This window comes from Pseudomonas monteilii NBRC 103158 = DSM 14164 (assembly GCF_000730605.1).
GTDB classification, from domain to species: domain Bacteria; phylum Pseudomonadota; class Gammaproteobacteria; order Pseudomonadales; family Pseudomonadaceae; genus Aquipseudomonas; species Aquipseudomonas monteilii.
Map to the genome: position 1 here is coordinate 37,999 of NZ_BBIS01000022.1, position 23,255 is coordinate 61,253.

At 62.9% G+C, this 23,255-nt stretch carries 24 protein-coding genes; 15 read left to right on the plus strand and 9 right to left on the minus strand.

All coding sequences use genetic code 11. From position 1 onward, the window contains the following. Positions 1–61 precede the first annotated feature (61 nt). From purD to PM2_RS12750, 7 genes are all read right to left on the minus strand, one after another. Positions 62–1,357, minus strand: coding sequence for a phosphoribosylamine--glycine ligase (gene purD, locus PM2_RS12720; RefSeq protein ID WP_016712203.1), 1,296 nt, complete (start codon positions 1,355–1,357; stop codon positions 62–64). A 148-nt stretch (positions 1,358–1,505) separates the two neighbouring features. Then, positions 1,506–3,113: a bifunctional phosphoribosylaminoimidazolecarboxamide formyltransferase/IMP cyclohydrolase gene (purH, locus tag PM2_RS12725; protein ID WP_016712202.1), complete on the minus strand. Its 1,608-nt coding sequence runs from the start codon at positions 3,111–3,113 to the stop codon at positions 1,506–1,508. A gap of 81 nt (positions 3,114–3,194) precedes the next feature. Next, positions 3,195–3,515, minus strand: coding sequence for a DNA-binding transcriptional regulator Fis (fis, locus tag PM2_RS12730; protein WP_016712201.1), 321 nt, complete (start codon positions 3,513–3,515; stop codon positions 3,195–3,197). Continuing rightward, entirely contained in the window at positions 3,512–4,525 is a 1,014-nt protein-coding gene (dusB, locus tag PM2_RS12735) for a tRNA dihydrouridine synthase DusB (RefSeq protein ID WP_016712200.1), read from the minus strand. The genes fis and dusB overlap by 4 nt, the downstream gene beginning before the upstream one ends. Before the next feature lie 175 nt (positions 4,526–4,700). Further along, positions 4,701–6,053, minus strand: coding sequence for a DUF3426 domain-containing protein (locus PM2_RS12740; RefSeq protein ID WP_028698509.1), 1,353 nt, complete (start codon positions 6,051–6,053; stop codon positions 4,701–4,703). 42 nt (positions 6,054–6,095) lie between these two features. After that, entirely contained in the window at positions 6,096–6,974 is an 879-nt protein-coding gene (gene prmA / locus PM2_RS12745; RefSeq protein WP_016712198.1) for a 50S ribosomal protein L11 methyltransferase, read from the minus strand. Positions 6,975–7,088: 114 nt separating this feature from the next. Then, entirely contained in the window at positions 7,089–7,544 is a 456-nt protein-coding gene (locus PM2_RS12750) for a MaoC family dehydratase (RefSeq protein WP_016712197.1), read from the minus strand. A gap of 143 nt (positions 7,545–7,687) precedes the next feature. Here PM2_RS12750 and PM2_RS12755 point away from each other — a divergent pair, with 143 nt between their 5' ends. The 3 genes from PM2_RS12755 to PM2_RS12765 are packed head-to-tail and all read left to right on the plus strand — an operon-like array spanning position 7,688 to position 9,363. Continuing rightward, positions 7,688–8,050 carry a CidA/LrgA family protein gene (locus PM2_RS12755; protein ID WP_016712196.1) on the plus strand — a complete coding sequence of 121 codons (363 nt, stop codon included), beginning with the start codon at positions 7,688–7,690 and terminating at the stop codon, positions 8,048–8,050. Then, entirely contained in the window at positions 8,047–8,763 is a 717-nt protein-coding gene (locus PM2_RS12760) for an LrgB family protein (RefSeq protein WP_016712195.1), read from the plus strand. The genes PM2_RS12755 and PM2_RS12760 overlap by 4 nt, the downstream gene beginning before the upstream one ends. A 9-nt stretch (positions 8,764–8,772) precedes the next feature. Then, positions 8,773–9,363, plus strand: a complete 591-nt coding sequence (locus PM2_RS12765) for an LON peptidase substrate-binding domain-containing protein (protein WP_016712194.1) — start codon at positions 8,773–8,775, stop codon at positions 9,361–9,363. 14 nt (positions 9,364–9,377) lie between these two features. On the opposite strand, the gene PM2_RS12770 is transcribed toward PM2_RS12765, so the two are convergent. Together PM2_RS12770 and PM2_RS12775 are read right to left on the minus strand one after the other, a co-directional pair. Beyond that, a complete protein-coding gene (locus tag PM2_RS12770) occupies positions 9,378–10,694 on the minus strand; it encodes a bifunctional DedA family/phosphatase PAP2 family protein (protein ID WP_016712193.1) in 1,317 nt (438 codons plus the stop codon). A gap of 2 nt (positions 10,695–10,696) precedes the next feature. Further along, a complete protein-coding gene (locus PM2_RS12775; protein ID WP_016712192.1) occupies positions 10,697–11,365 on the minus strand; it encodes a DNA-3-methyladenine glycosylase in 669 nt (222 codons plus the stop codon). Positions 11,366–11,852: 487 nt separating this feature from the next. Between PM2_RS12775 and PM2_RS12780 the strand changes: the two genes are divergently transcribed. The 12 genes from PM2_RS12780 (at position 11,853) to lipA (ending at position 23,199) form a co-directional block, all read left to right on the plus strand. Further along, positions 11,853–13,124 carry a glutamate-5-semialdehyde dehydrogenase gene (locus tag PM2_RS12780; protein WP_016712191.1) on the plus strand — a complete coding sequence of 424 codons (1,272 nt, stop codon included), beginning with the start codon at positions 11,853–11,855 and terminating at the stop codon, positions 13,122–13,124. Then, positions 13,093–13,785 (plus strand): nicotinate-nucleotide adenylyltransferase, encoded by a 693-nt coding sequence (gene nadD / locus PM2_RS12785; RefSeq protein ID WP_019098025.1) that lies wholly within the window; start codon positions 13,093–13,095, stop codon positions 13,783–13,785. The genes PM2_RS12780 and nadD overlap by 32 nt, the downstream gene beginning before the upstream one ends. A 43-nt stretch (positions 13,786–13,828) precedes the next feature. Next, entirely contained in the window at positions 13,829–14,248 is a 420-nt protein-coding gene (gene rsfS, locus PM2_RS12790) for a ribosome silencing factor (protein ID WP_016712189.1), read from the plus strand. Between the two features lie 10 nt (positions 14,249–14,258). Further along, positions 14,259–14,726: a 23S rRNA (pseudouridine(1915)-N(3))-methyltransferase RlmH gene (rlmH, locus tag PM2_RS12795; protein WP_003249722.1), complete on the plus strand. Its 468-nt coding sequence runs from the start codon at positions 14,259–14,261 to the stop codon at positions 14,724–14,726. A gap of 16 nt (positions 14,727–14,742) precedes the next feature. Continuing rightward, positions 14,743–16,632, plus strand: coding sequence for a penicillin-binding protein 2 (mrdA, locus tag PM2_RS12800; RefSeq protein ID WP_016712188.1), 1,890 nt, complete (start codon positions 14,743–14,745; stop codon positions 16,630–16,632). Positions 16,633–16,670: 38 nt separating this feature from the next. Then, the gene (rodA, locus tag PM2_RS12805) at positions 16,671–17,774 is read left to right on the plus strand and encodes a rod shape-determining protein RodA (RefSeq protein ID WP_042131952.1); all 1,104 of its coding nucleotides are present in this window, start codon (positions 16,671–16,673) and stop codon (positions 17,772–17,774) included. A gap of 17 nt (positions 17,775–17,791) precedes the next feature. Beyond that, positions 17,792–18,802 (plus strand): lytic murein transglycosylase B, encoded by a 1,011-nt coding sequence (gene mltB, locus PM2_RS12810; protein ID WP_028698510.1) that lies wholly within the window; start codon positions 17,792–17,794, stop codon positions 18,800–18,802. Continuing rightward, on the plus strand, positions 18,802–19,803 hold the full coding sequence (locus PM2_RS12815) for a septal ring lytic transglycosylase RlpA family protein (protein ID WP_016712185.1): 1,002 nt from the start codon (positions 18,802–18,804) through the stop codon (positions 19,801–19,803). Before mltB ends, PM2_RS12815 begins: the two co-directional genes overlap by 1 nt. 220 nt (positions 19,804–20,023) lie before the next feature. After that, on the plus strand, positions 20,024–21,184 hold the full coding sequence (locus PM2_RS12820) for a D-alanyl-D-alanine carboxypeptidase family protein (RefSeq protein WP_016712184.1): 1,161 nt from the start codon (positions 20,024–20,026) through the stop codon (positions 21,182–21,184). A gap of 73 nt (positions 21,185–21,257) precedes the next feature. Beyond that, the gene (locus PM2_RS12825) at positions 21,258–21,533 is read left to right on the plus strand and encodes a DUF493 domain-containing protein (RefSeq protein WP_003249736.1); all 276 of its coding nucleotides are present in this window, start codon (positions 21,258–21,260) and stop codon (positions 21,531–21,533) included. Continuing rightward, positions 21,533–22,180, plus strand: coding sequence for a lipoyl(octanoyl) transferase LipB (gene lipB / locus PM2_RS12830; RefSeq protein ID WP_016712183.1), 648 nt, complete (start codon positions 21,533–21,535; stop codon positions 22,178–22,180). The genes PM2_RS12825 and lipB overlap by 1 nt, the downstream gene beginning before the upstream one ends. 2 nt (positions 22,181–22,182) lie before the next feature. After that, positions 22,183–23,199, plus strand: a complete 1,017-nt coding sequence (gene lipA / locus PM2_RS12835) for a lipoyl synthase (protein ID WP_016712182.1) — start codon at positions 22,183–22,185, stop codon at positions 23,197–23,199. The last annotated feature ends 56 nt before the right edge of the window (positions 23,200–23,255 follow it).

The window sequence follows — 23,255 nt, forward strand, 5'->3', positions numbered from 1 at the left end:
GCGGGCCTTGTCGACGAGCCGGATGCCGTGCGCTGAAAGCGCTACGGCGCTCCGGTAGTACTTACTGCTGGTGCTCACCGCGCTCGCGGGCGATGGCCCGATAACCGATGTCGGTACGGTAGAAGCTGCCGTTCCAGCTCACTTCCTTGGCCAGACGGTAAGCTTGCTGCTGCGCGTCAGCAACGGTGCTGCCCATGGCGGTGGCACACAAAACGCGGCCGCCGTTGGTGACCACTTGGCCATCCTTGAGCGAAGTACCGGCATGGAACACCTTGCCTTCGATCTTGGCCGCAGCGTCCAGGCCACTGATGGCGTCGCCCTTGGCGTAGTCGCCTGGGTAACCGCCAGCTGCCAGCACCACGCCCAGGCTTGGACGCGGGTCCCACTGAGCTTCGACCTTGTCCAGCGCTTTGGCGAAAGCGGCTTCGATCAGCAGCACCAGGCTCGACTCCAGGCGCAGCATGACCGGCTGGGTCTCTGGGTCGCCGAAGCGGCAGTTGAACTCGATGACTTTGGGGTTGCCCGCCTTGTCGATCATCAGGCCTGCGTAGAGGAAGCCGGTGTAGACGTTGCCTTCCTCGGCCATGCCGCGCACGGTCGGCCAGATGACCTGGTCCATCACGCGCTGGTGCACGTCTGCGGTCACCACCGGGGCAGGGGAGTAGGCACCCATGCCGCCGGTGTTCGGGCCGGTGTCCTGGTCGCCGACGCGCTTGTGGTCCTGGCTGGTGGCCATGGGCAATACGTTGTGGCCGTCGACCATGACGATGAAGCTGGCTTCCTCGCCGTCGAGGAACTCTTCGATCACCACACGCGAACCGGCTTCACCAAAGGCGTTACCGGCCAGCATGTCACGCACGGCGGCTTCGGCTTCTTCGAGGGTCATGGCGACGATCACGCCTTTGCCCGCAGCCAGGCCGTCGGCCTTGATCACGATCGGTGCGCCTTTCTCTTGCAGGTAGGCAAGTGCAGGTTCGATTTCGGTGAAGTTCTGGTAGTCGGCGGTCGGGATCTTGTGGCGTGCCAGGAAGTCCTTGGTGAAGGCCTTGGAGCCTTCCAGCTGGGCCGCGCCCTTGGTTGGGCCGAAGCAGTCCAGGCCACGGCTGCGGAACAAGTCCACCACGCCGATGACCAGCGGTGCTTCCGGGCCGACGATGGTCAGGTCGACGTTCTTCTCGGCGAAGTCGGCCAGTTGCTCCAGCGCGCAGACGTCGATGGCGACGTTTTCGCACTTGGCTTCAATAGCGGTGCCGGCGTTGCCTGGGGCAACGAAGACTTTCTCGACGCGTGGGTCCTGGGCGACTTTCCAGGCCAGGGCGTGCTCACGGCCGCCGCTGCCGATGATCAAAACTTTCATGTCAAAACCTCGATTCAGGTGATCCTGAGGCTGCCGGCGATCTCTGTGGGAGCGGGCTTGACCCGCGAATGCGGTGGTGAAGGCACCATCGTATTCGCGGGGCAAGCCCGCTCCCAAAGGATCTCGACTCGCCTCGGGATCCACGTAATTAGTGGCGGAAGTGGCGCATACCGGTGAACACCATGGCGATACCGGCTTCATCAGCGGCTGCAATCACCTCGGCATCACGCATCGAACCACCCGGCTGGATCACGGCGCTGATACCCACTTTAGCCGCATTGTCGATGCCATCACGGAACGGGAAGAACGCGTCCGAGGCCATGACCGCACCCTGCACCTGCAGGCCAGCATGCTCGGCCTTGATTGCAGCAATGCGCGCGGAGTTGACGCGGCTCATCTGGCCAGCGCCTACGCCGATGGTCTGGCGCTGCTTGGCGTAGACAATGGCGTTCGACTTGACGAACTTGGCCACTTTCCAGGCAAACACCAGGTCGTGGATTTCCTGTTCGGTCGGGGCGCGCTTGGTGACGATTTTCAGGTCATCAGCGGTGATCATGCCGATATCGCGGCTCTGCACCAGCAGGCCACCGTTGACGCGCTTGAAGTCCCAACCGGCAGCGCGCTCGGCAGGCCATTCGCCGCACTCAAGCAGGCGTACGTTCTGCTTGGCGGCAACCACTTCACGGGCAGCCTGGGAAATTTTCGGCGCGATGATCACTTCGACGAACTGGCGGTCGACGATGGCCTTGGCGGTTTCGCCGTCCAGCTCGCGGTTGAAGGCAATGATGCCGCCGAATGCCGACTCGGTGTCAGTGGCATAGGCCAGGTCGTAGGCCTTGCGGATGCCGCCTTCGTCTTCAGGCACAACGGCCACGCCGCACGGGTTGGCGTGCTTGACGATAACGCAGGCTGGCTTGACGAAGCTCTTCACGCACTCCAGCGCGGCGTCGGTGTCGGCCACGTTGTTGAACGACAGTTCCTTGCCTTGCAGCTGGACGGCAGTGGAAATGCTGGCTTCGCCTTTCTTGGCCTCTACGTAGAACGCCGCGCTCTGGTGCGGGTTCTCGCCATAACGCATTTCCTGGGCCTTGACGAACTGGCTGTTGAAGGTGCGCGGGAATTCGCTGCGATCGGCAGTCGAAAGGGTGTCCTTGGCCTGGTCGATGGTGCCCATGTAGTTGGCGATCATGCCGTCGTAGGCGGCAGTGTGCTCGAACGCCTTGAGCATCAGGTCGAAGCGCTGGGCGTAGGTCAGGCCACCGGCTTTAAGGCCTTCGACGATGCCGGCGTAGTCGCTGGCGTTGACCACGATGGCCACGTCTTTGTGGTTTTTGGCAGCCGAACGGACCATGGTCGGGCCGCCGATGTCGATGTTCTCGATAGCGGTCGGCAGGTCACAGCCAGGCTTGGAAATGGTGGCTTCGAACGGGTACAGGTTGACCGCGACCAGGTCGATCGGCTTGATGCCGTGCTCGTTCATGATGGCGTCGTCGGTGCCGCGACGGCCGAGGATGCCGCCGTGGATCTTCGGGTGCAGGGTCTTGACCCGGCCATCCATCATTTCGGCGAAGCCGGTGTAGTCGGCCACTTCCACCGCGTTCACGCCGTTGTCCTTGAGCAGCTTGTAGGTGCCGCCGGTGGACAGGATCTCGACACCGAGCTGTTGCAGCTCACGGGCGAATTCGAGGATACCGGTCTTGTCGGAGACGCTGATCAGGGCGCGGCGGACTGGCAGGCGGGTAGTCTGGTCGGTCATTTCGGGTTCCAATAACGCGGTGGAGTCAGCAAAAAAGGCGCCTCTGTTCAGGGAGCCGCCTTTTCTGGTTGGGATTCTGGCTTACAGCAAGTCGTACTGCTTGAGCTTCTTGCGCAGGGTGCCTCGGTTCAGCCCGAGCATCTCGCTGGCCTTGGTCTGGTTGCCCTTCACGTAGTTCATCACGCATTCGAGCAGGGGCGCCTCGACTTCGGAGAGCACCAGGTTGTACACGTCCGTCACGGTCGCGCCTTCCAGGTGGGCGAAGTAGTTGTGCAGCGCCTTCTCGACGCTGTCGCGAAGGGTCTGGCCCTCTTCGCTCGGCGTGTTGAGGTGCTGTTTCAGGTTGGCGTTTTCGCTCACGGGCGTTGTTCCACTCACAAATGTCTCGGTCATCATCGTCATGCGGCCACCCCTTGTCCGTCCTCTGTCTCAAGGCTCTGTCGACGTTCACTGAAAAACGCGCGAACGTTGGCGCACTGCGCTTGTGTATCTTCCAAAGCGTTGAACCGGGAGCGAAACTCCTTGCCGCCGGGTCGTGTTGCCAGGTACCAGCCAACGTGCTTGCGGGCGATACGTACGCCCATCACATCGCCATAGAAGGCATGCAGCGCGGCCAGGTGCTCCAGCAGGATGCGTTCCACTTCGTCCAGCTGCGGCGCTGGCAGGTGTTCGCCAGTGCGCAGGTAATGCTCGATCTCGCGAAAGATCCACGGCCGCCCCTGGGCGGCGCGGCCGATCAACAGGCCGTCGACCCCGGTGGCATCCAGCACCGCCCGGGCCTTTTCTGGCGAAGTGATATCGCCGTTGGCAAAAACCGGGATCGACACCGCCTGTTTGATGGCAGCGATGGTGTCGTATTCGGCCTCGCCGGTGTACAGGTCGGCGCGTGTACGGCCATGCACCGCCAGCGCCTGGATGCCGGCCTGTTCGGCGATCTTCGCCACGTTCAGGCCGTTCTTGTTCGCCCGGTCCCAACCGGTGCGGATCTTCAGGGTCACCGGAACATCCACGGCGCCTACAACGGCGTGGAGGATTTCGTGGACCAAGGCTTCATCTCTCAATAAAGCAGAGCCTGCAGCTTTGTTGCAGACTTTTTTTGCCGGGCAGCCCATGTTGATATCGATGATCTGGGCGCCCGCTTCGACGTTGGCCTTCGCCGCCGCTGCCATCATCTGCGCATCACCGCCGGCGATCTGCACCGAGCGTGGCTCGGGATCACCTTCATGGATGCGGCGCAGGCTCGACTTGCGGCTGTTCCACAGGCTCATGTCGCTGCTGACCATTTCCGACACCACCATGCCCGCGCCCAGGCGCTGGCAAAGTGTACGGAAAGGCTGGTCCGTGACCCCGGCCATGGGCGCGAGGATCAGGTTGTTACGCAGTGTGTATTGGCCGATGCGTACCGCCGACATAGGTGATCCCTGTTGTGGGGCCGAATCTTGGAGTTCGAAAAAGGGTTGGCATGATACCCGCTCTCGGTGACCGGATAAAGATGGATTTGGATAAAATCTGAACAGTTGTCGGCTTATGACTTTTGGTGCCACATATGGACAGCGGGGCTGCCTGGCAGCCCCGCTGGCGCACTGCCTATTCCGGCGAACGGAAGCTCAGGCTGTAGTTGACGGCCTTCGGCCCCGGGTCGAGGATGTCCAGAGCGATATGGATCGGCGTCTGGCTGGGCATGTCGCCACGCCCGGCCAATTCGCCTGAGAGGTACTCGCTGGGCTTGAAGCGACGACTGGCGATCAGCTGGCCATTGAGGTCGGCAAAGCGCAGTTCCAGCAGCGGGAACGGCTGGGAGAAGGGGGCGCGGTTGTAGATGATCGCATCGACGATCAGTGCACCCTTGAAGTCGGGGTGGCTGCGCACCACCAGGTTGCTGCTCTTGATGCGTGCAATATCGACGCGGGTGGGCACCTGGCAACCGACCATCGGGCAGACCTGCTGGAAAATTGGCCGGTACTGGTCCTGGCGGGCCATCTCGTCGAAATGGAACCACACGTACTGGAAGGCCAGCAGGCCAGCAGCCAACAAGGTCAGAAAACCCCACAGCAAACGCTTGCCCCAGTTGGGGGCGGGTTTTTCCCAGCCCAGCTGCAGCGGGTCGTCGACCACGTCGACCAGCGGTTCCTTGCGGGCCGGGCGCTCAGGTTTACTGGCAAGGCCTGGTTCAAGGCGGTCGCCGGGTAGTGGCTCGTCAGGTTCATCGTCGCGGGCCGACAGATGCAGCGCCAGCGGCTCATCGTCGCGGGCGCTCAGGCCTTTTTCCGGTATTTCGTCATCGCTGGCGCGCAGTGGCTCGCTGAAGGCAGGCTGCTTATCGATTTCGGGCGCGCGGTGTACGGGCGGCTCGTCATCGATATCCAGGTCGAGGTTGCTGCCCAGGGTCGGTTCGGTGCGCTCGCCGGGTGCCGGTTCCAGGTCCAGCGCCAGGGGCTCTGGCTCCAACAGCGCCGGGGCGGCTTCTGTCGGCTGTTGGGGTTCGAAGGGCTCATCGGTGGCTGTGCCGAACAGGTCGTCTGCGTGCTCGTCCGGGTGCAGCTCGTCGCGCCGTGCCTGCAGCCCGCCATCCAGGTTGGCCGGGCGTGTGGGTGCCGGTTGGCCACGACGTTCCAGGCGCTCCAGTTCCTTGTCGAGGTCGAGCTCATCCAGTGCCTGGGCGGTAAGCGCCCAGGCATCGTCAGCGCTATCGTTGCGCACTTCGATGGCGGGCTCAGGGGTGACCGCCTGTTCGATCAGCGGTTCGGCCGGCACAGCGGGTACTGGCGCAGGCGCCACGGGGGCATTGGCGCGGTTCTGCTCCAGCAACTGCTTGGCGGCATTGAACACCTGCAAGCAGTGACCGCAGCGCACCACACCGCGAGCCACGCTCAACTGGTGGTGGGTGACGCGAAAGCTGGTCTGGCAATGCGGGCACTGGGTGACGAAACTGTCGGTCATGCGGCAATCCGGGAGCTGTGCAGAAGACTATTCTAGGCCCGCTTAACGGCGGCGACCACTGATGCGCACCCAGCCGTCGCGTACGACGATCGGGTCCAGCTCGAAGTCGGCGGCGTAGGCGGCAGCCACTTCTTCGCCCTGCTCGGCGAGGATGCCCGACAGAGCCAGCAGGCCACCTGGGCGGACCAGGCCGGACAACTGCGGCGCCAGCGATACCAGCGGGCCGGCCAGAATGTTGGCGACCAGCACGTCGGCCTGCATGGCCGGCATGTGCTCGGGCAGGTACAGCGCCAGCTTTTCATCGGCAATGCCGTTGCGCTGGGCATTGTCGCGCGAAGCCTCGATGGCCTGCACGTCGATGTCGGTACCGACTGCTTCACGGGCGCCCAGCAGCAACGCGGCAATGGCCAGGATGCCCGAGCCACAGCCAAAGTCCAGCACCTGGGTGCCTTGCATTTGCTGGGCATCCAGCCACTCCAGGCACAAGGCAGTGGTGGGGTGGGTGCCAGTGCCGAAGGCCAGGCCCGGGTCGAGCAGCAGGTTGACGGCGTCCTTTTCCGGGGCATCGTGCCAGCTCGGCACGATCCACAGACGTTGGCCGAAACGCATCGGCTGGAAATTGTCCATCCAGCTGCGTTCCCAGTCCTGGTCCTCGATCACTTCGGCCTGGTGCTCGGGCAGCTCGGCGCCGGTCAGCAGGCGCAGGTGGGAAAACACCTGCTCAGGCTCTGCATCGGCCTCGAACAGGGCCAGCAGGTGGGTGTGCGACCACAGCGGGGTGGTGTTGAGGTCTGGCTCGAAGATCGGTTGATCTTCGGCGTCCATGAACGTGACCGAGACGGCGCCTACTTCAAGCAGGGCGTCTTCGTAGGTTTCGGCTTGTTCCGGGCTGATGGCCAGGCGTACTTGCAGCCAGGGCATGGCGGGCACCTTTGGTAAATCGACAGGGGCAGCCCTAGGCTGCGCGAAGGCTGGCAGTTTACGCGAGTGCGGGGGATTTGTGGATCGGGGCGCACGCGGCGCCCCCGGAATGCATCAGACAAAACACAGGGAAAGCGATTCAGCTATATAAGCAGGCTTCTCTTCACCCTCAATTTCCAAGGTGGCAATCGCCTTCAGCAACCACTGCCCCGGCTTTTTCTCTGTCACCTCGGCCAGGTCCACTTTCAACCGCACCTGGCTGTCGACCTTGACCGGCTGAATGAACCTGACGCTGTCCAGCCCATAGTTCACCACCATCTTAAGCCCTTGCGGCAGGACCAGGATGTCCTCGATCAGCTTGGGAATCAGCGACAATGTCAGGAAACCGTGGGCAATCGTGCCGCCAAACGGTGTTTTTGCCGCCTTCTCAGGGTCGACATGAATGAACTGAAAATCGCCGGTTGCCTCGGCGAACAGGTTGATGCGCTGCTGGTCGATCTTGAGCCAGGCAGAGCGGCCCAGTTCCTTACCAACGTACTGCGAAAGCTCTGTAACCGGTACATAGGGCATCGCGGACTCTCCGGGTTGTCAGTTGGTACGAAAGTGCAAGATCAGCACGGCGAACCGTTTCAGTCAAGTTGCCCGCTTTTCGGCGAATATCGGTCTATAGCCGGGCGTGCTTATAATGGCCACCATGCCCGAGGGAGATGCTTATGCTGTTGCGTGGTTTGAGCTGGCTGGTGCTGTTCCAGCTGCTGGGAACGGCGATCAATCACCTGTTGGTGCCGGTTTTGCCGGGGCCGATTATTGGCCTGTTGCTGCTGTTGTTCTTTCTCATGGCTCGCGGTGAAGTGGGCAAGCCGTTGAACGAGGCCGCCAGTAGCCTGTTGCGCTACCTGCCGCTGTTGCTGGTGCCGCCGGCGGTAGGGGTGATGGTGTATGCCAAGGACATTGCCGCTGATTTCTGGGCCATTGTCGGTGCCTTGCTGATTTCCTGTCTGGTGACGCTGGTGTTTGTCGGGGTGCTGATGCAAAAGCTCATCCAGCGCCAGGGCAAGCGTGAGGAGCAGCCATGATGCTCGACTGGCAAGGCGCGCTTGACGCAGTCGTCCATCACCCGTTGTTCGGTATCGGCATTACGCTCGGGGCCTACCAGGTTGTGCTGGCGGCCTACGAAAAGACCCGCTGGATCTTTCTGCAGCCGGTGCTGGTGTCGATGTTGCTGGTAATCGGTGTATTGCTGCTGTGCGGTATCGACTACAGCGAGTACCGCAAAAGCACCGAAATCATGAACATCCTGCTGGGGCCTGCCACTGTCGCCCTGGCTGTGCCGCTCTATCTCAACCTGCGGCGTATCCGCCAGCTGTTCTGGCCCACATTTACTACGCTGGTAGTCGGGGGGCTGTTCGCCACCCTGTTCTGCCTGTTGCTGGGCTGGTGGTTCGGTGCCGAACACATGATCCTGATGACCATGGCGCCGAAGTCCGTGACCTCGCCGATCGCCATGCTGGTGGCCGAACAGATTGGTGGCGTGGCGGCCTTGGCTGCGGTGTTCGTATTGATTACCGGGGTGATCGGGGCCATCTTCGGCCCGGCACTGCTGAACCGCTTCGGGGTACACAGCCCTGAGGCGCGAGGCATGTCGCTTGGGGTGACCGCGCACGCGGTGGGCACTTCGGTGGCCCTGCAGGAAAGTGATGAATGCGGCGCCTTTGCCGCGCTGGCGATGAGCCTGATGGGCGTGGCCACGGCGGTGTTCCTGCCGCTGGCGGTCAGCCTGGTGGCTTGAGGACTTGTGATGACGCTACCGCTGTTTCCGCTCAATACCGTGCTGTTTCCTGGCTGCTTTCTCGATTTGCAGATTTTCGAGGCGCGCTACCTGGACATGATAAGCCGCTGCATGAAGCAGGGCGAAGGTTTTGGTGTGGTGTGCATCCTTGAGGGCGAGCAGGTTGGCAAAGCGCCGCCGATGGTCGCCTCGATTGGCTGTGAGGCGGTCATCCGCGACTTCGTGCAGCAGGACAACGGGTTGCTGGGTATCCGTGTTGAAGGCGTTCGGCGCTTTAACCTCGACAGCACCGAAGTGCAGAAAGACCAGTTGCTGGTAGGGCAGGTACAGTGGTTGCCGGAACAGGCGGACAGCCCGTTGCTTGAAGCCGACGATGACCTGTTGGCGCTGCTGGTGGCGCTGGGTGAGCACCCGATGGTCGAAGCGCTGGACATGCCGAGGCCAGTGGATGGGCGTCAGGCGCTGTCCAATCAGCTGGCGTACCTGCTGCCGTTCATGGAAGAGGACAAGCTGGACTTGTTGACCCTGGATTCACCGCAGCAGCGGCTGGGGGAGATCCAGAAGCTGCTGGAGCGGATTCAGGGCGAACTGTTTGCCTGAGGGTACTGGCTACATCAATATTGGTATCGAAGTAAAGCCTGCGGCAGCGCATGCATGGCAAAGAACGCCAGCAGCGCCACGCAGGCCGGTAACACCAGCCACCACGCCCGCTGCGGCAAGGCTGGCAGTGTCTGGCGCCGTTGCACCAGGGTCAGGCTAAGCGCACACACGCAGCACGCCAGCAGTGCTCCGGCCAGAATGTCTGTCGGCCAGTGAGCCCCCAGGTAAACCCGCGACAGGGCAATCGCCAGGGCCGGAATGCAACCCAGCATCACCCAGGTCAGGCGCATCCGCGGTGGCTGCCCACGCCCCGCCAGCACGGCCATCACCAGAAAGAACGCAAACGACGCCGAACTGTGCCCGCTGGGCATGCTGTAGCTGGTCAGCGGGTCGGTCAGCACTTCCGGCCGTGCCCGGGCGAACAGCCATTTGAGTGTGCCGTTGGCAATCGCCGTGCCCATCAGGGCGCCGACAGCGAACATGGCGTGTCGCCACTGCCGGGCAAGCAGCAACAGGCCTGTCAGCAGCCCGCCAAGGAAGAACTGAGTACGGAAGTCGCCCAGCCTCGTCACAAGGACCACGGTGCCATCGATGGCCTGGCTGCGGTGTTCCTGGACCAGTGTCATCACGCCTTGATCGAACTCATGCAGGTAAGGCCAACCGATAAATATCCCGGCCAGGGCGATGAAACTGAGGCCTGCAACCAGCCGGGTGCCGTGACGCTGGTCACGCAGGCTGCAGTTAAGGCTAAGGCCAATCACCACGGCCAGGGTGCCGGCGATGATGCCCGCATCCAGCCAGAAGCCTTCCGGCAGCGGCAGGCGCATGGCTGCGCCAGTGGCCCAGCCGGGCAGCAGATAGGCGACCGACCAGCCAGCGCCGGCCACCAGGCTGACGGCGATGAAGCGCGGCAGAGGCATGTCGAACATGCCGGCCACCATCGGCAGCATCGGCCGCAGAGGGCCGATGAAGCGGCCTACCAGCAGGCTGGCAATGCCATAACGCTGGAAGTAGGTCTCGGCGCTGCCAATCCATTCCGGGTGATGGCGCAGTAAGGGTAGGCGGCGGATGTTCTGGTGGAAGTGCTTGCCCACCGTATACGACAGCACATCACCCAAAAGGCCGCCAAGGAAGCCCAGCAGCAAGGTTTCACCCAGGCTGAAGGCGCCACTGCCGGCCAGTACCGCGACGGCGAACAGCAGCACGGTGCCCGGCACGATGATGCCGGCGATCGCCAGGCATTCGATGCAGGCCACCAGGAAAATCGCCAGGCCAAGCCACTGTGGGTTGGCGCTGAGCCAGCCGGTCAGGCTGTCGAGCCATTGGCCCATGTTCAGCTTCCTTGTTCGAGAATGAAGAAGTCACGGCCTTCGACTTGGCCGCGACGTAACGGGTTCCGCGTGCAGAAGCGGGCGTATTCGGCATCGACGAAACGGTAGGGCAGGTGTTCGTCACGTCCGTGCGGGATGCCCAGGCGCGCGGCCTGGATAACCCGTGGTACGGCGTTGCCGCAATCGTCCACGTACAGTCGCTCGGCGTCGAAGCGCTGGGCATCCCAGTGCGGCACTTTCAGGCCCAGGGCCCGGCATAGCAGGGTCTGGCCCGCGCACAGGCGCTCATCCGGGCGCAGCTTGCCACTGGCATCGGGGTTGTTCAGTTGCATCTGCGCCAGGCTGTTGGGGCCTGAAAGGGCATCCTGCCAAGGATAGGCGGACTTGATCAGCACCGCGTTGCCCGGCCCGTGGGCGCTGAAGTTCAGCGAGTCGCCGCCGCGGGCGTAGTACATGTAGATGTGACCACCATCCAGGAACAGCGCTTTGCGCTTTTCGGTGTAGCCGAGCGAGGCGTGGCTGCCTTTGTCGGCGAGGTAGTAAGCCTCGGTCTCGATGATGCGCGCGGCAAGCCACAGGTCGCCGTGGCGATGGCGGATAACCTTGCCGAGCAGGGCTTTGGCCAGGGTCTGGGCATCGCGGTCGAAAAAGCTGTCGGGCAGGGCTGGCATGCGGGCGGTTCGTGGCTGGGGAGGCGGGATGATAGCAATGATTGGCTTAATCGAGGCTGAACCAGGGGCGCGATTGAATGGTATCTGTATGTTTCGCTTGTGGGGCTTCGGTGTGCTCGCCGTGGTGTATTCGTTGTCGTTGAAATTGAGCGCCGCCCGCGCGGCGCATCGCGAGCTGCGCTCGCTCCTACGTTTGTTTCGGGCCAGTAACACCTGCGCCAACGCGCGCGACCGCCCTGTTCGTACGACACGATATCGAGCCTTGCGCCAAGGAGTTCGCGCGCAAATCCCACAGGATTGATTGGCCCGAAACAAGCGTAGGAGCGAGCGCAGCTCGCGATGCGCCGCGCGGGCGGCGCTCGATTTCACAGGCGCAGATAATCGTGAGACGAACTACCATTTTCTACCATCCGCCACCCGCCGCTGGGCGTACACCTGCGCGGCAGTTATAATCAGCCGATTTCCCCTTCGCCAAGACACCGAACCCATGACTGAGTCCGTTCTTGACTATATGACCCGCCTGGGTCGCGCTGCCCGTGAGGCTTCCCGGGTGATCGGCCGTGCCAGCACCGCGCAGAAGAACCGCGCCCTGCAAGCCGCCGCCGATGCGCTGGATGCTGCCCGTGCCGAGCTGACTGCCGCCAACGAACTGGACCTGGCCGCCGGCCGCGCCAATGGCCTGGAGCCGGCGCTGCTCGACCGCCTGGCGCTAACCCCGGCACGCATCGACGGCATGATCACCGGCCTGCGCCAGGTGGCCAGCCTGCCGGACCCGGTCGGTGCGATTCGCGACATGAGCTACCGCCCATCGGGCATTCAGGTCGGCAAGATGCGCACACCGCTGGGGGTGATCGGAATCATCTACGAATCGCGCCCGAACGTGACCATCGATGCCGCCAGCCTGTGCCTGAAGTCGGGTAACGCGACCATCCTGCGCGGCGGCTCCGAAGCCATCCATTCCAACCGCGCCATCGCCACCTGCATCCAGCGTGGCCTGGCTGAAGCCGGCCTGCCGGCAGCCGTGGTTCAGGTTGTCGAGACCACTGACCGCGAAGCCGTGGGCGCGCTGATCAGCATGCCGCAGTTCGTCGACGTCATCGTGCCGCGCGGCGGCCGTGGCCTGATCGAACGCATCAGCCGCGATGCCCGGGTGCCGGTCATCAAGCACCTGGACGGCATCTGCCACGTCTACGTCAGCCAGCATGCCGACCTGGACAAGGCCTGGAACGTGGCCTTCAACGCCAAGACCTACCGCTATGGCATCTGTGGCGCCATGGAAACCCTGCTGGTCGACCAGCAGGTGGCCGAGCGCTTCCTGCCGGAAATGGCCCGCCGCTTCCGGGAGAAGGGTGTGGAGCTGCGTGGCTGCGAGCGTACCCGCGCGCTGATCGAGGCCAAGCCGGCCAGCGAAGACGACTGGCACACCGAGTACCTGGACGCGATCCTGTCGATCCGCGTGGTGGACGGCCTGGACCAGGCCATCGAGCACATCAACCACTATGGCTCGCACCACACCGACTCGATCATCAGTGAACACCAGGGCGAAGCCCGCCAGTTCATGGCTGAAGTCGACTCGGCGTCGGTCATGCTCAACACCCCGACGTGCTTTGCTGACGGCTTCGAGTACGGCCTGGGTGCGGAAATCGGCATTTCCACCGACAAGCTGCATGCCCGTGGCCCGGTCGGCCTGGAAGGCCTGACCTGCGAGAAGTACGTGGTCATCGGCGATGGCCAGCTGCGCGGCCAGGGGTCGTGCTGAGTTGAGCAAGGCCCAGGCAGTCCGGCGCATCGGCATTCTAGGCGGCACCTTCGACCCCGTGCACATCGGCCACCTGCGCAGCGCGCTGGAAGTGGCCGAGTTCATGGGGCTGGACGAGTTGCGCCTGCTGCCCAACGCCCGGCCGCCGCACCGCGACACCCCGCAGGTGGCCGCCGAGGATCGCCTGGCGATGGTTCGTGAAGCGGTGCAAGGCGTTGCCTGCCTGAGCGTCGATGCCCGCGAGCTGGAACGTGACAAACCGTCGTACACCATCGAAACGCTGGAGTCGATCCGCGCCGAACTGGCCGACAACGACCAGCTGTTCCTGGTGCTGGGCTGGGATGCCTTCTGTGGCCTCCCTACCTGGCACCGCTGGGAAGAACTGCTGCAACACTGTCACATCCTGGTGCTGCAACGCCCGGATGCCGACGTAGAACCCCCTGACGAGCTGCGCAACCTGCTGGCTGCGCGCTCGGAGAGCGATCCTGCCGCCATGTCCGGCCCGGCGGGAAATATTTCGTTCGTCTGGCAGACGCCGCTTGCGGTGTCGGCTACACAGATCCGACAGCTGCTGGCCAGCGGCAAATCGGTGAGGTTCCTGGTGCCGGACGCCGTACTGGCCTACATCGAGGCGCACGAACTGTATCGTGCGCCCAACTGACGGTGCCTCTGGCGCCTCATCTAACGAGTTGAACGAGTTTTATATGACCAAGCAGAAAATTTACGGCGAAGAACTGGTCGCCCTGACCAAGGCAGCGCTGGAAGACGTCAAGGCCCAGGACATCCAGGTCATCGACGTGCGCGAAAAGCACAGCCTGACCGACTACATGATCATTGCCACCGGTACCTCCAACCGCCAGATCAACGCGATGCTGGAAAAGGTCCGCGAAGCCGTGAAGGCCAAGGGCGCCCAACCACTGGGTGAAGAAGGCAAGGGCGACAGCGACTGGGTGCTGCTGGACCTGAACGACGTCATCGTGCACATGATGACTGCCGCTGCCCGCCAGTTCTATGACCTGGAGCGCCTGTGGCAGGGTGCCGAGCAAAGCCGTGCTGCCGATGGCAAGCACCACAGCCCGGACCACGCTCACGAGTACTCCGACAAGCTCAAAGACCGCGAATAAGGGCAGCGCTGTGCGTTTGCGCCTGATTGCGGTCGGCTCGCGCATGCCGAAGTGGGTCGAGGAAGGCTGGCATGAATATGCCAAGCGCCTGCCTGCCGAGCTGTCGCTGGAGCTGGTGGAAATCCCGCTGAATACCCGTGGCAAGAATGCCGACGTCGCCCGCCTGATCCGTCAGGAGGGCGAAGCCATGCTGAGCAAGGTGCAGCCTGGGGAACGCATTGTCACCCTCGAGGTCCATGGCAAGCCCTGGAGTACCGAGCAGTTGGCGACCGAGCTGGATCGCTGGCGCCTGGATGCGCGCACGGTGAATTTGATGGTGGGGGGCCCGGAAGGCCTTGCGCCTGAGGTCTGTGCGCGCGCCGAGCAACGCTGGTCGCTGTCGCCGCTGACCCTGCCGCACCCGTTGGTAAGGATACTCATCGGCGAGCAGATCTACCGCGCCTGGACCGTGTTGTCCGGGCACCCTTACCACAAATGAGCCTGTAAGCAGTCCGATGTCGCAGCCGATCCGTCTCAAGGACCACGAGAAAGACGCCCGCTTGGTGCGCAACCGCGTCGTGGTCGGCGCGGTGGCGATCATGCTGCTTATTTGTGTGCTTATCGCACGGCTGTATTACCTGCAGATCATCCAGTACGACTACCACTCGACGCTGTCGGAGAACAACCGGGTGCACGTGCAGCCGATTCCCCCGACTCGTGGGCTGATTTTCGACCGCAACGGGGTGATCGTTGCCGACAACCGGCCCAGCTTCAGCCTGTCGATGACCCGCGAACGTGCAGGTAACTGGCAAGAAGTGCTGGATACCATCGTCGAAGTGCTGGAGTTGACTGCCGATGACCGGGCGCTGTTCGAGAAGCGCATGCGTCAGGGCCGTAGGCCCTTCGAGCCCGTGCCGATCCTGTTCGAGCTGAATGAAGAGCAGATCGCCCGGGTGGCAGTAAACCAGTTCCGCCTGCCAGGTGTGGAAGTGGTTGCGCAGCTGGTGCGGCATTATCCGCAGGGGGCGCATTTCGCCCATTCGGTGGGTTATGTGGGGCGCATCAACGAGAAAGAGCTGAAAACCCTCGACCCGGTGAACTACAGCGGCACCCACCATATCGGCAAGACCGGCATCGAGCGCTTCTACGAAGACGCCTTGCACGGCCAGGTCGGCTACGAGGAAGTCGAGACCAACGCCCGTGGCCGTGTGCTGCGAGTGCTCAAACGCACCGACCCGAAACCTGGCAAGGACATCGTGCTGAGCCTGGACATCAAGCTGCAGGAAGCCGCCGAAGCCGCGCTGGGCGGTCGGCGTGGCGCGGTGGTGGCGCTCGATCCGCGTACTGGCGAGGTGCTGGCGATGGTCAGCCAGCCAAGTTTCGACCCCAACCTGTTCGTGACGGGCATCAGCTTCAAGGCTTATGCCGAACTGCGCGACTCGATAGACCGGCCGCTGTTCAACCGCGTGCTGCGTGGCCTGTACCCGCCGGGTTCGACCATCAAGCCGGCCGTGGCGATTGCCGGCCTGGACAGTGGCGTGGTCAACGCCAGCAGCCGAGTGTTCGACCCGGGCTACTACCAGTTGCCCAACTATGACCACAAATACCGTAACTGGAACCGCTCCGGCGATGGCTGGGTCGATCTGGACACCGCGATCATGCGTTCCAACGACACCTACTTCTATGACCTTGCGCACAAGATGGGCATTGATCGGTTGTCCAGCTACATGAACAAGTTCGGCATCGGCCAGCGGGTTTCCCTCGACATGTTCGAGGAGTCCGCCGGGTTGATGCCATCGCGTGAATGGAAGCGTGCCACGCGCCGCCAGGCCTGGTTCCCGGGTGAAACCCTGATTCTCGGCATCGGCCAAGGCTACATGCAGGCCACGCCACTGCAACTGGCCCAGGCCACCGCATTGATCGCCAACAAGGGCGTGTGGAACCGCCCGCACCTGGCCAAGACCATCGAAGGCCAGCCGCCGGTGGACGAAAACCCCATGGACAACATCGTGCTGCGTGACAAGTCCGACTGGGCCAAGGTCACCCACGGCATGGAGCAGGTGATGCACAACGCCCGTGGTACTGCACGCAAGGCGGCCGCTGGCGCCCAGTACCGCATTGCCGGCAAGAGCGGTACCGCCCAGGTGGTGGCGATCAAGCAGGGTGAGAAGTACGACCGCAACAAACTTCAGGAGCGCCACCGCGACCACGCCCTGTTCGTCGCCTTTGCCCCGGCCGATGACCCGAAGATCGTGGTCTCGGTGATGGTCGAGAACGGTGAGTCCGGCTCTGGTGTTGCTGCCCCCGTGGTACGCCAGATCATGGACGCCTGGCTGCTCGACGAAAACGGCCGGCTCAAGCCCGAGTTCGCGCCTGCCACCGTGACCCAGGAATCGGCCCTGTGATGAACAATTTCGATCGCATGCTCTCCAGCGAGGATGTGATGCGTCGGCGCGCCAGCTTTCTGCAGCGCATTCATGTCGACGGCCCCTTGCTGGTCATTCTGCTCACCCTTGCGGCCGGCAGCCTGTTCGTACTGTATTCGGCCAGTGGCAAGAACTGGGACTTGCTGCTCAAGCAGGCCACCTCGTTCGGCATCGGGCTGGTGTCGATGTTCGTCATCGCCCAGCTCGAGCCACGCTTCATGGCCCGTTGGGTGCCGCTGGCCTACCTGACCGGTGTGCTGTTGCTGGTGGTGGTGGACGTGATGGGCCACAACGCCATGGGGGCCACGCGCTGGATCAACATCCCCGGGGTGATCCGCTTCCAGCCCTCGGAATTCATGAAAATCATCATGCCGGCGACCATCGCCTGGTACCTGTCCAAACGCACCTTGCCACCGCATTTGAAGCACGTGGCCATCAGCCTTGTGCTGATTGGCGTGCCGTTCATATTGATCGTACGCCAGCCCGACCTGGGCACCGCGCTGCTCATCCTTGCCTCCGGTGCTTTCGTGCTGTTCATGGGTGGCCTGCGCTGGCGCTGGATCCTCAGCGTGCTGGCAGCGGCAGTGCCGGTGGCGGTGGCGATGTGGTTCTTCGTGATGCACGACTACCAGAAGCAGCGGGTACTGACCTTCCTCGACCCGGAGAGCGACCCGTTGGGCACGGGCTGGAACATCATCCAGTCGAAGGCTGCAATCGGTTCGGGGGGAGTGTTCGGCAAGGGCTGGCTGCTCGGTACCCAGTCGCACCTGGACTTTTTGCCCGAAAGCCACACCGACTTCATCATCGCCGTACTGGGCGAGGAATTCGGCCTGGTCGGCATCTGCCTGTTGCTGATTGTCTATCTGTTGCTGATCGGCCGTGGCCTGATGATCACGGCCCAGGCGCAGACCCTGTTCGGCAAGCTGCTCGCGGGCAGCCTGACCATGACCTTTTTTGTATACGTGTTCGTCAATATCGGAATGGTCAGCGGCCTTCTCCCCGTGGTGGGCGTGCCGCTGCCGTTTATCAGCTATGGCGGAACATCGTTGGTGACGCTGCTGTCAGCGTTTGGCGTTCTGATGTCGATCCACACGCACCGCAAATGGATCGCACAGGTTTGAATAAGGTGAAGAATTTCATGCAAGCAGTGCGTAACTGGGCTGCCCGTTGTGCGCCGTGGATCGGCGCGGTGGGCCTGTTCGGCGCTGTACAGCTGGCCCATGCCGGCGATTACCAAGGCTCGCCGCAGGTGGCCCAGTTTGTCGGCGAAATGAGCCGCGACTATGGCTTTGCCCCTGAGCAGCTGATGGGCGTGTTCGCTGACGTGCAGCGAAAGCAGTCGATCCTCGACGCGATCTCGCGCCCGGCCGAACGGGTCAAACCGTGGAAGGACTACCGGCCGATGTTCCTCACCGACGCGCGTATCGCCCGTGGTGTGGACTTCTGGCGCCAGCACGAGGCGGTATTGGCCCGTGCCGAGCAGGAATACGGCGTGCCGGCACAGTACATCGTCGCCATCATCGGTGTGGAAACGTTCTTTGGCCGCAACACCGGCAACTACCGGGTGATCGATGCCCTGTCGACCCTGGGCTTCGACTACCCGCCTCGGGCTGAATTCTTCCGCAAGGAACTGCGCGAATTCCTGTTGCTGGCCCGCGATGAACAGCTCGACCCGCTCACGCTCAAAGGCTCCTACGCCGGCGCCATGGGCCTGCCGCAGTTCATGCCGAGCAGCTTCCGTAACTTTGCGGTGGACTTCGACGGCGACGGTCACATCAACATCTGGAACAACCCGGACGATGCCATCGGCAGCGTCGCCAGCTACTTCAAGCGTCATGGCTGGGTGGCCGGTGGGGGCGTGGTCAGCCGCGCCTGGGTGGATGGCGCACGCGCCGACGAAGGCCTGACCACAGGCATCGAGCCTGTGAAAACCGTCGGGGAGTTGCGCGCGCTCGGCTGGTCGGTTCATGATTCGCTGCGCGATGATCTGCCGGTTACCGCTTTCCGCCTTGAGGGTGACAATGGCCCCGAGTACTGGGTGGGCCTGAAGAACTTCTACGCGATCACGCGTTACAACCGCAGCGTGATGTATGCCATGGCGGTGCATCAGCTTGCGGAACAGCTGGTTCAAGTACGGGGCGTCAAGTAATGCGCGCAATCATCTCTGCCAACTCTTTCAAGCTGCTCACCTGCCTCGCCGTTGGCGTGGTGCTGGCCAGTTGCTCCTCCAATCGCCCGGCCCAGCAAAGCAGTGGCAACGTCGTTCGCAGCCAGCCAGGCCTGGACATCAACCGGGCACACAAGGACGGCGCACCGTGGTGGGACGTGGATGTGAACAAGATCCCCGATGCCACGCCGACCGTGCATACGGGCAACTACAAGGCCAACCCGTACACGGTGCTGGGCAAGACCTACTACCCGATGCAGGACTCGCGCAACTACCGCGCCGAGGGCACCGCGTCGTGGTATGGCACCAAGTTCCATGGGCAGAACACCGCCAACGGCGAGCTGTATGACCTGTACGGCATGAGTGCAGCGCACAAGACGCTGCCGCTGCCGGCCTATGTGCGGGTGACCAACCTGGCCAACGGTCGCAGCGTGATCCTGCGGGTGAACGACCGTGGTCCGTTCTATTCCGACCGTATCATCGACCTGTCCTATGCGGCGGCGAAAAAGCTGGGTTACGCCGAGATCGGCACCGCGCATGTGCGCGTCGAGGGTATCGACCCGCAGCAGTGGTGGGCCCAGCGTGGCCAGACGCCGCCGATGGTGCTCAAAGAACCGCAGGTAGCCCAGACCCAGGCGATCCCGGCCAACACCGGGCGTGTCGAGCAATGGACCCCGCCGCCGCAGCAGCACGCAGCGCCGGTGGTGCCGGTGCAGGTGGGAGGCAACAACGTGCCGGCGGGCAACGGCGGCAGCTTCCTGCAGGTAGGCGCCTTTGCCAACCCGGACGCAGCCGAGCTGCTGCGCTCCAAGCTCAGCACCATGGTCAATGCGCCGGTGTTCATCAGCTCGATCGTGCGTAACCAGCAGACCCTGCACCGCGTACGCCTGGGGCCGATCGGCAGCCAGGGCGAGATCCAGCAGGCACAAGACAGCATCCGCCTGGCGAACTTGGGGCAGGCCAAGCTGGTCACAGCAGACTGACCGTTTATATGGGGCGGCCATCAGCGTGGCCGCAACCAAACTGTCGGTTTTGTCATGAATTGCCGGGCGCGCCCATGTACAATGACGGCTTTTGCCCGCAGCGACATAAAGCCGCACGTTCGTGGGCCAGGCCGACGGCCACAAAACTAGACTGACTGGCGCTGGGCACACGATCTTGCCCAGGGAACATCTCAGACCATTAGCGATTTTCGAGAGACGGATGAACATCACCAACCTTGCCAAACGACTTTGCCTGCCTGTACTGCTGATGATCACGCCTGCCGCCTTCGCGGCTGAGCAGATGACGCCGGCACCACCTCAATTGGCAGCCAAGTCCTACGTACTCATGGACGCGTCCAGCGGCAACGTGCTGGTCGAGAACAACGGTGACGAGCGCCTGCCGCCGGCCAGCCTGACCAAGCTGATGACCGCCTACATCGCCACCCTGGACATCCGCCGTGGCCAGATCGGTGAAAACGACCCGGTCACCGTCAGCGAAAACGCCTGGCGTACTGGCGGTTCGCGCATGTTCATCAAGGTGGGCAGCCAGGTGACCGTCAGCGATCTGCTGCACGGCATCATCATCCAGTCCGGCAACGACGCTTCGGTCGCCCTGGCCGAGCACATCGCCGGCAGCGAAGATGCCTTCGCCGACATGATGAACAAGACGGCTGCCGACCTGGGCATGACCAACAGCCACTTCATGAACCCGACCGGCCTGCCGCACCCGGACCACTATTCGTCGGCGCACGACATGGCCACCCTGGCCCGTGCGATCATCACCGTCGACCCGGCCCACTACGCCATCTATTCGCAGAAGGAATTCTTCTGGAACAACATCAAGCAGCCGAACCGCAACCTGCTGTTGTGGCGTGACAAGACCGTCGATGGCCTGAAAACCGGCCACACTGACGAAGCTGGCTACTGCATGGTGGCTTCGGCCGTTCGCGACGGCCAGCGCCTGATCGCCGTGGTGTTCGGTACCAACAGCGAGCAATCGCGTGCTGCCGAAACCCAGAAGCTGCTGACCTATGGCTTCCGCTTCTTCGAAACCCAGACCTTCTACCAGAAGGGCACCGAGCTGACCCAGGCTCCTGTCTGGAAGGGCGCCACCGGCCAGATCAAGGCTGGCCTGGCCGACGACCTGACCATGACTATGCCTAAAGGCCAATTGAAGCGTCTGCAGGCTTCGATGACCATGAACCCGCAGCTCACCGCACCCATCGCCAAAGGTGACGTGATCGGCAAAGTGGAAGTCAAACTGGACGAGAAAGTGGTTCACAGTGCCGACCTGATCGCCCTCGATGGCGTCGAGGAAGGTGGTTTCTTCCGCCGTATGTGGGATAGCATCCGTCTATTCTTCTACGGGTTGTTCAACTGATACGTGACCTGCATGCCCCCGCGTATCTCGCGGGGGCGTTGTTGTTGCCACGGCTTACGAGGCCGTTTCCGCCATGAGCGAACCAGACGTCAAGTCGCATAAAATCGAATTCCCTTGCGACGATTACCCGATCAAGGTAATCGGCGATACCGTTGTCGGCTTCAAGGACACCGTGATCGAAATCCTCAGCAAGCACGCCAAAGTCGACCTTTCCACCCTGGCCGAGCGCCAGAGCAAGGAAGGCAAGTACACCACCGTGCAATTGCACATCGTTGCCGAAAGCGAGAACCAGCTGCACGATATCAACAGCGCCCTGCGCGCTACTGGCATCGTGAAAATGGTGCTTTGATGTCCGCCTGCCTCGGTTTTCGCGAGCTTGGTCTGCAGCCCTACGAACCGGTGCTGGAGGCCATGCGTCGCTTCACCGAGCAGCGCACCCCGGACAGTCAGGATGAAATCTGGCTGGTCGAGCATCCTGCGGTCTTCACCCAGGGCCAGGCTGGCAAGGCCGAGCACCTGCTGGTGCCGGGCGACATCCCGGTGGTGCAGACCGACCGCGGCGGCCAGGTGACCTACCATGGCCCCGGGCAGTTGGTGGCCTACCTACTGCTGGATGTGCGCCGGCTGGGCTTTGGGGTGCGCGAGCTGGTCAGCCGTATCGAGCAGACGCTGGTCGAGCTGCTCGCCAGTTACGACGTGCAGGCTTCTGCCAAGCCCGACGCCCCGGGCGTCTATGTCGATGGAGCGAAAATCGCCTCCCTCGGCCTGCGAATTCGCAACGGCCGTTCGTTCCACGGCCTTGCCCTGAACGTGGACATGGACCTTGCGCCATTCCGCCGAATCAACCCCTGCGGCTATGCGGGGCTGGCGATGACCCAGCTGCGCGACCTGGCAGGTCCGATCGAACTCGACGAGGTCAGGACAAGGCTGCGCGGACAGCTGGTCAAGCACCTCGACTACGCTGAGCAGACGACCCTCACGGGCGGAATCGACTGAATATGACAACTGTGCAAGAAGCCGTGCCGAACCTGATACCCACCCAGGATGTCACCCCGCGCCCAGCGCCGAAGAAGGTGGAAGCTGGGGTAAAACTGCGTGGCGCCGAAAAGGTGGCGCGCATCCCGGTGAAGATCATCCCCACCGAAGAGCTGCCTAAAAAGCCTGACTGGATTCGCGTGCGTATTCCGGTATCGCCCGAGGTAGACCGCATCAAGCAACTGCTGCGCAAGCACAAGCTGCACAGCGTGTGTGAAGAGGCTTCCTGCCCGAACCTGGGCGAGTGCTTCTCGGGTGGTACCGCCACCTTCATGATCATGGGTGACATCTGCACCCGTCGTTGCCCGTTCTGTGACGTGGGCCACGGCCGGCCGAAGCCGCTGGACCTGGACGAGCCGAAAAACCTGGCGGTCGCCATTGCCGACCTGCGCCTGAAGTACGTGGTGATCACCTCGGTGGACCGCGACGACCTGCGTGACGGTGGTGCCCAGCACTTTGCCGACTGCATCCGCGAGATCCGCGCGCTGTCGCCGGGCGTGCAGTTGGAAACCCTGGTGCCGGACTACCGTGGCCGTATGGACGTCGCGCTGGAAATCACCGCGCAAGAGCCGCCAGATGTGTTTAACCACAACCTCGAAACCGTACCGCGCCTGTACAAGGCCGCGCGCCCGGGCTCGGACTACGACTGGTCGCTGGACCTGCTGCAGAAGTTCAAGCAGATGGTCCCGCATGTACCTACCAAGTCGGGCCTGATGCTCGGCCTGGGCGAGACCGACGAGGAAGTGATCGAAGTGATGCACCGCATGCGCGAGCATGACATCGACATGCTCACCCTCGGCCAGTACCTGCAGCCGTCGCGCAGCCACCTGCCGGTGCAGCGTTTCGTGCACCCGGACACCTTTGCCTGGTTCGCCGAGGAAGGTTACAAGATGGGCTTCAAGAACGTCGCCTCCGGCCCGCTGGTGCGTTCTTCGTACCACGCTGACCAGCAGGCCCACGAAGCCAAGATCAAGCTCTGAGCCTGGTCTGAGGCACGCATGCCGATGCACGCCGAAGGGCGGCATCGGCATTTTTG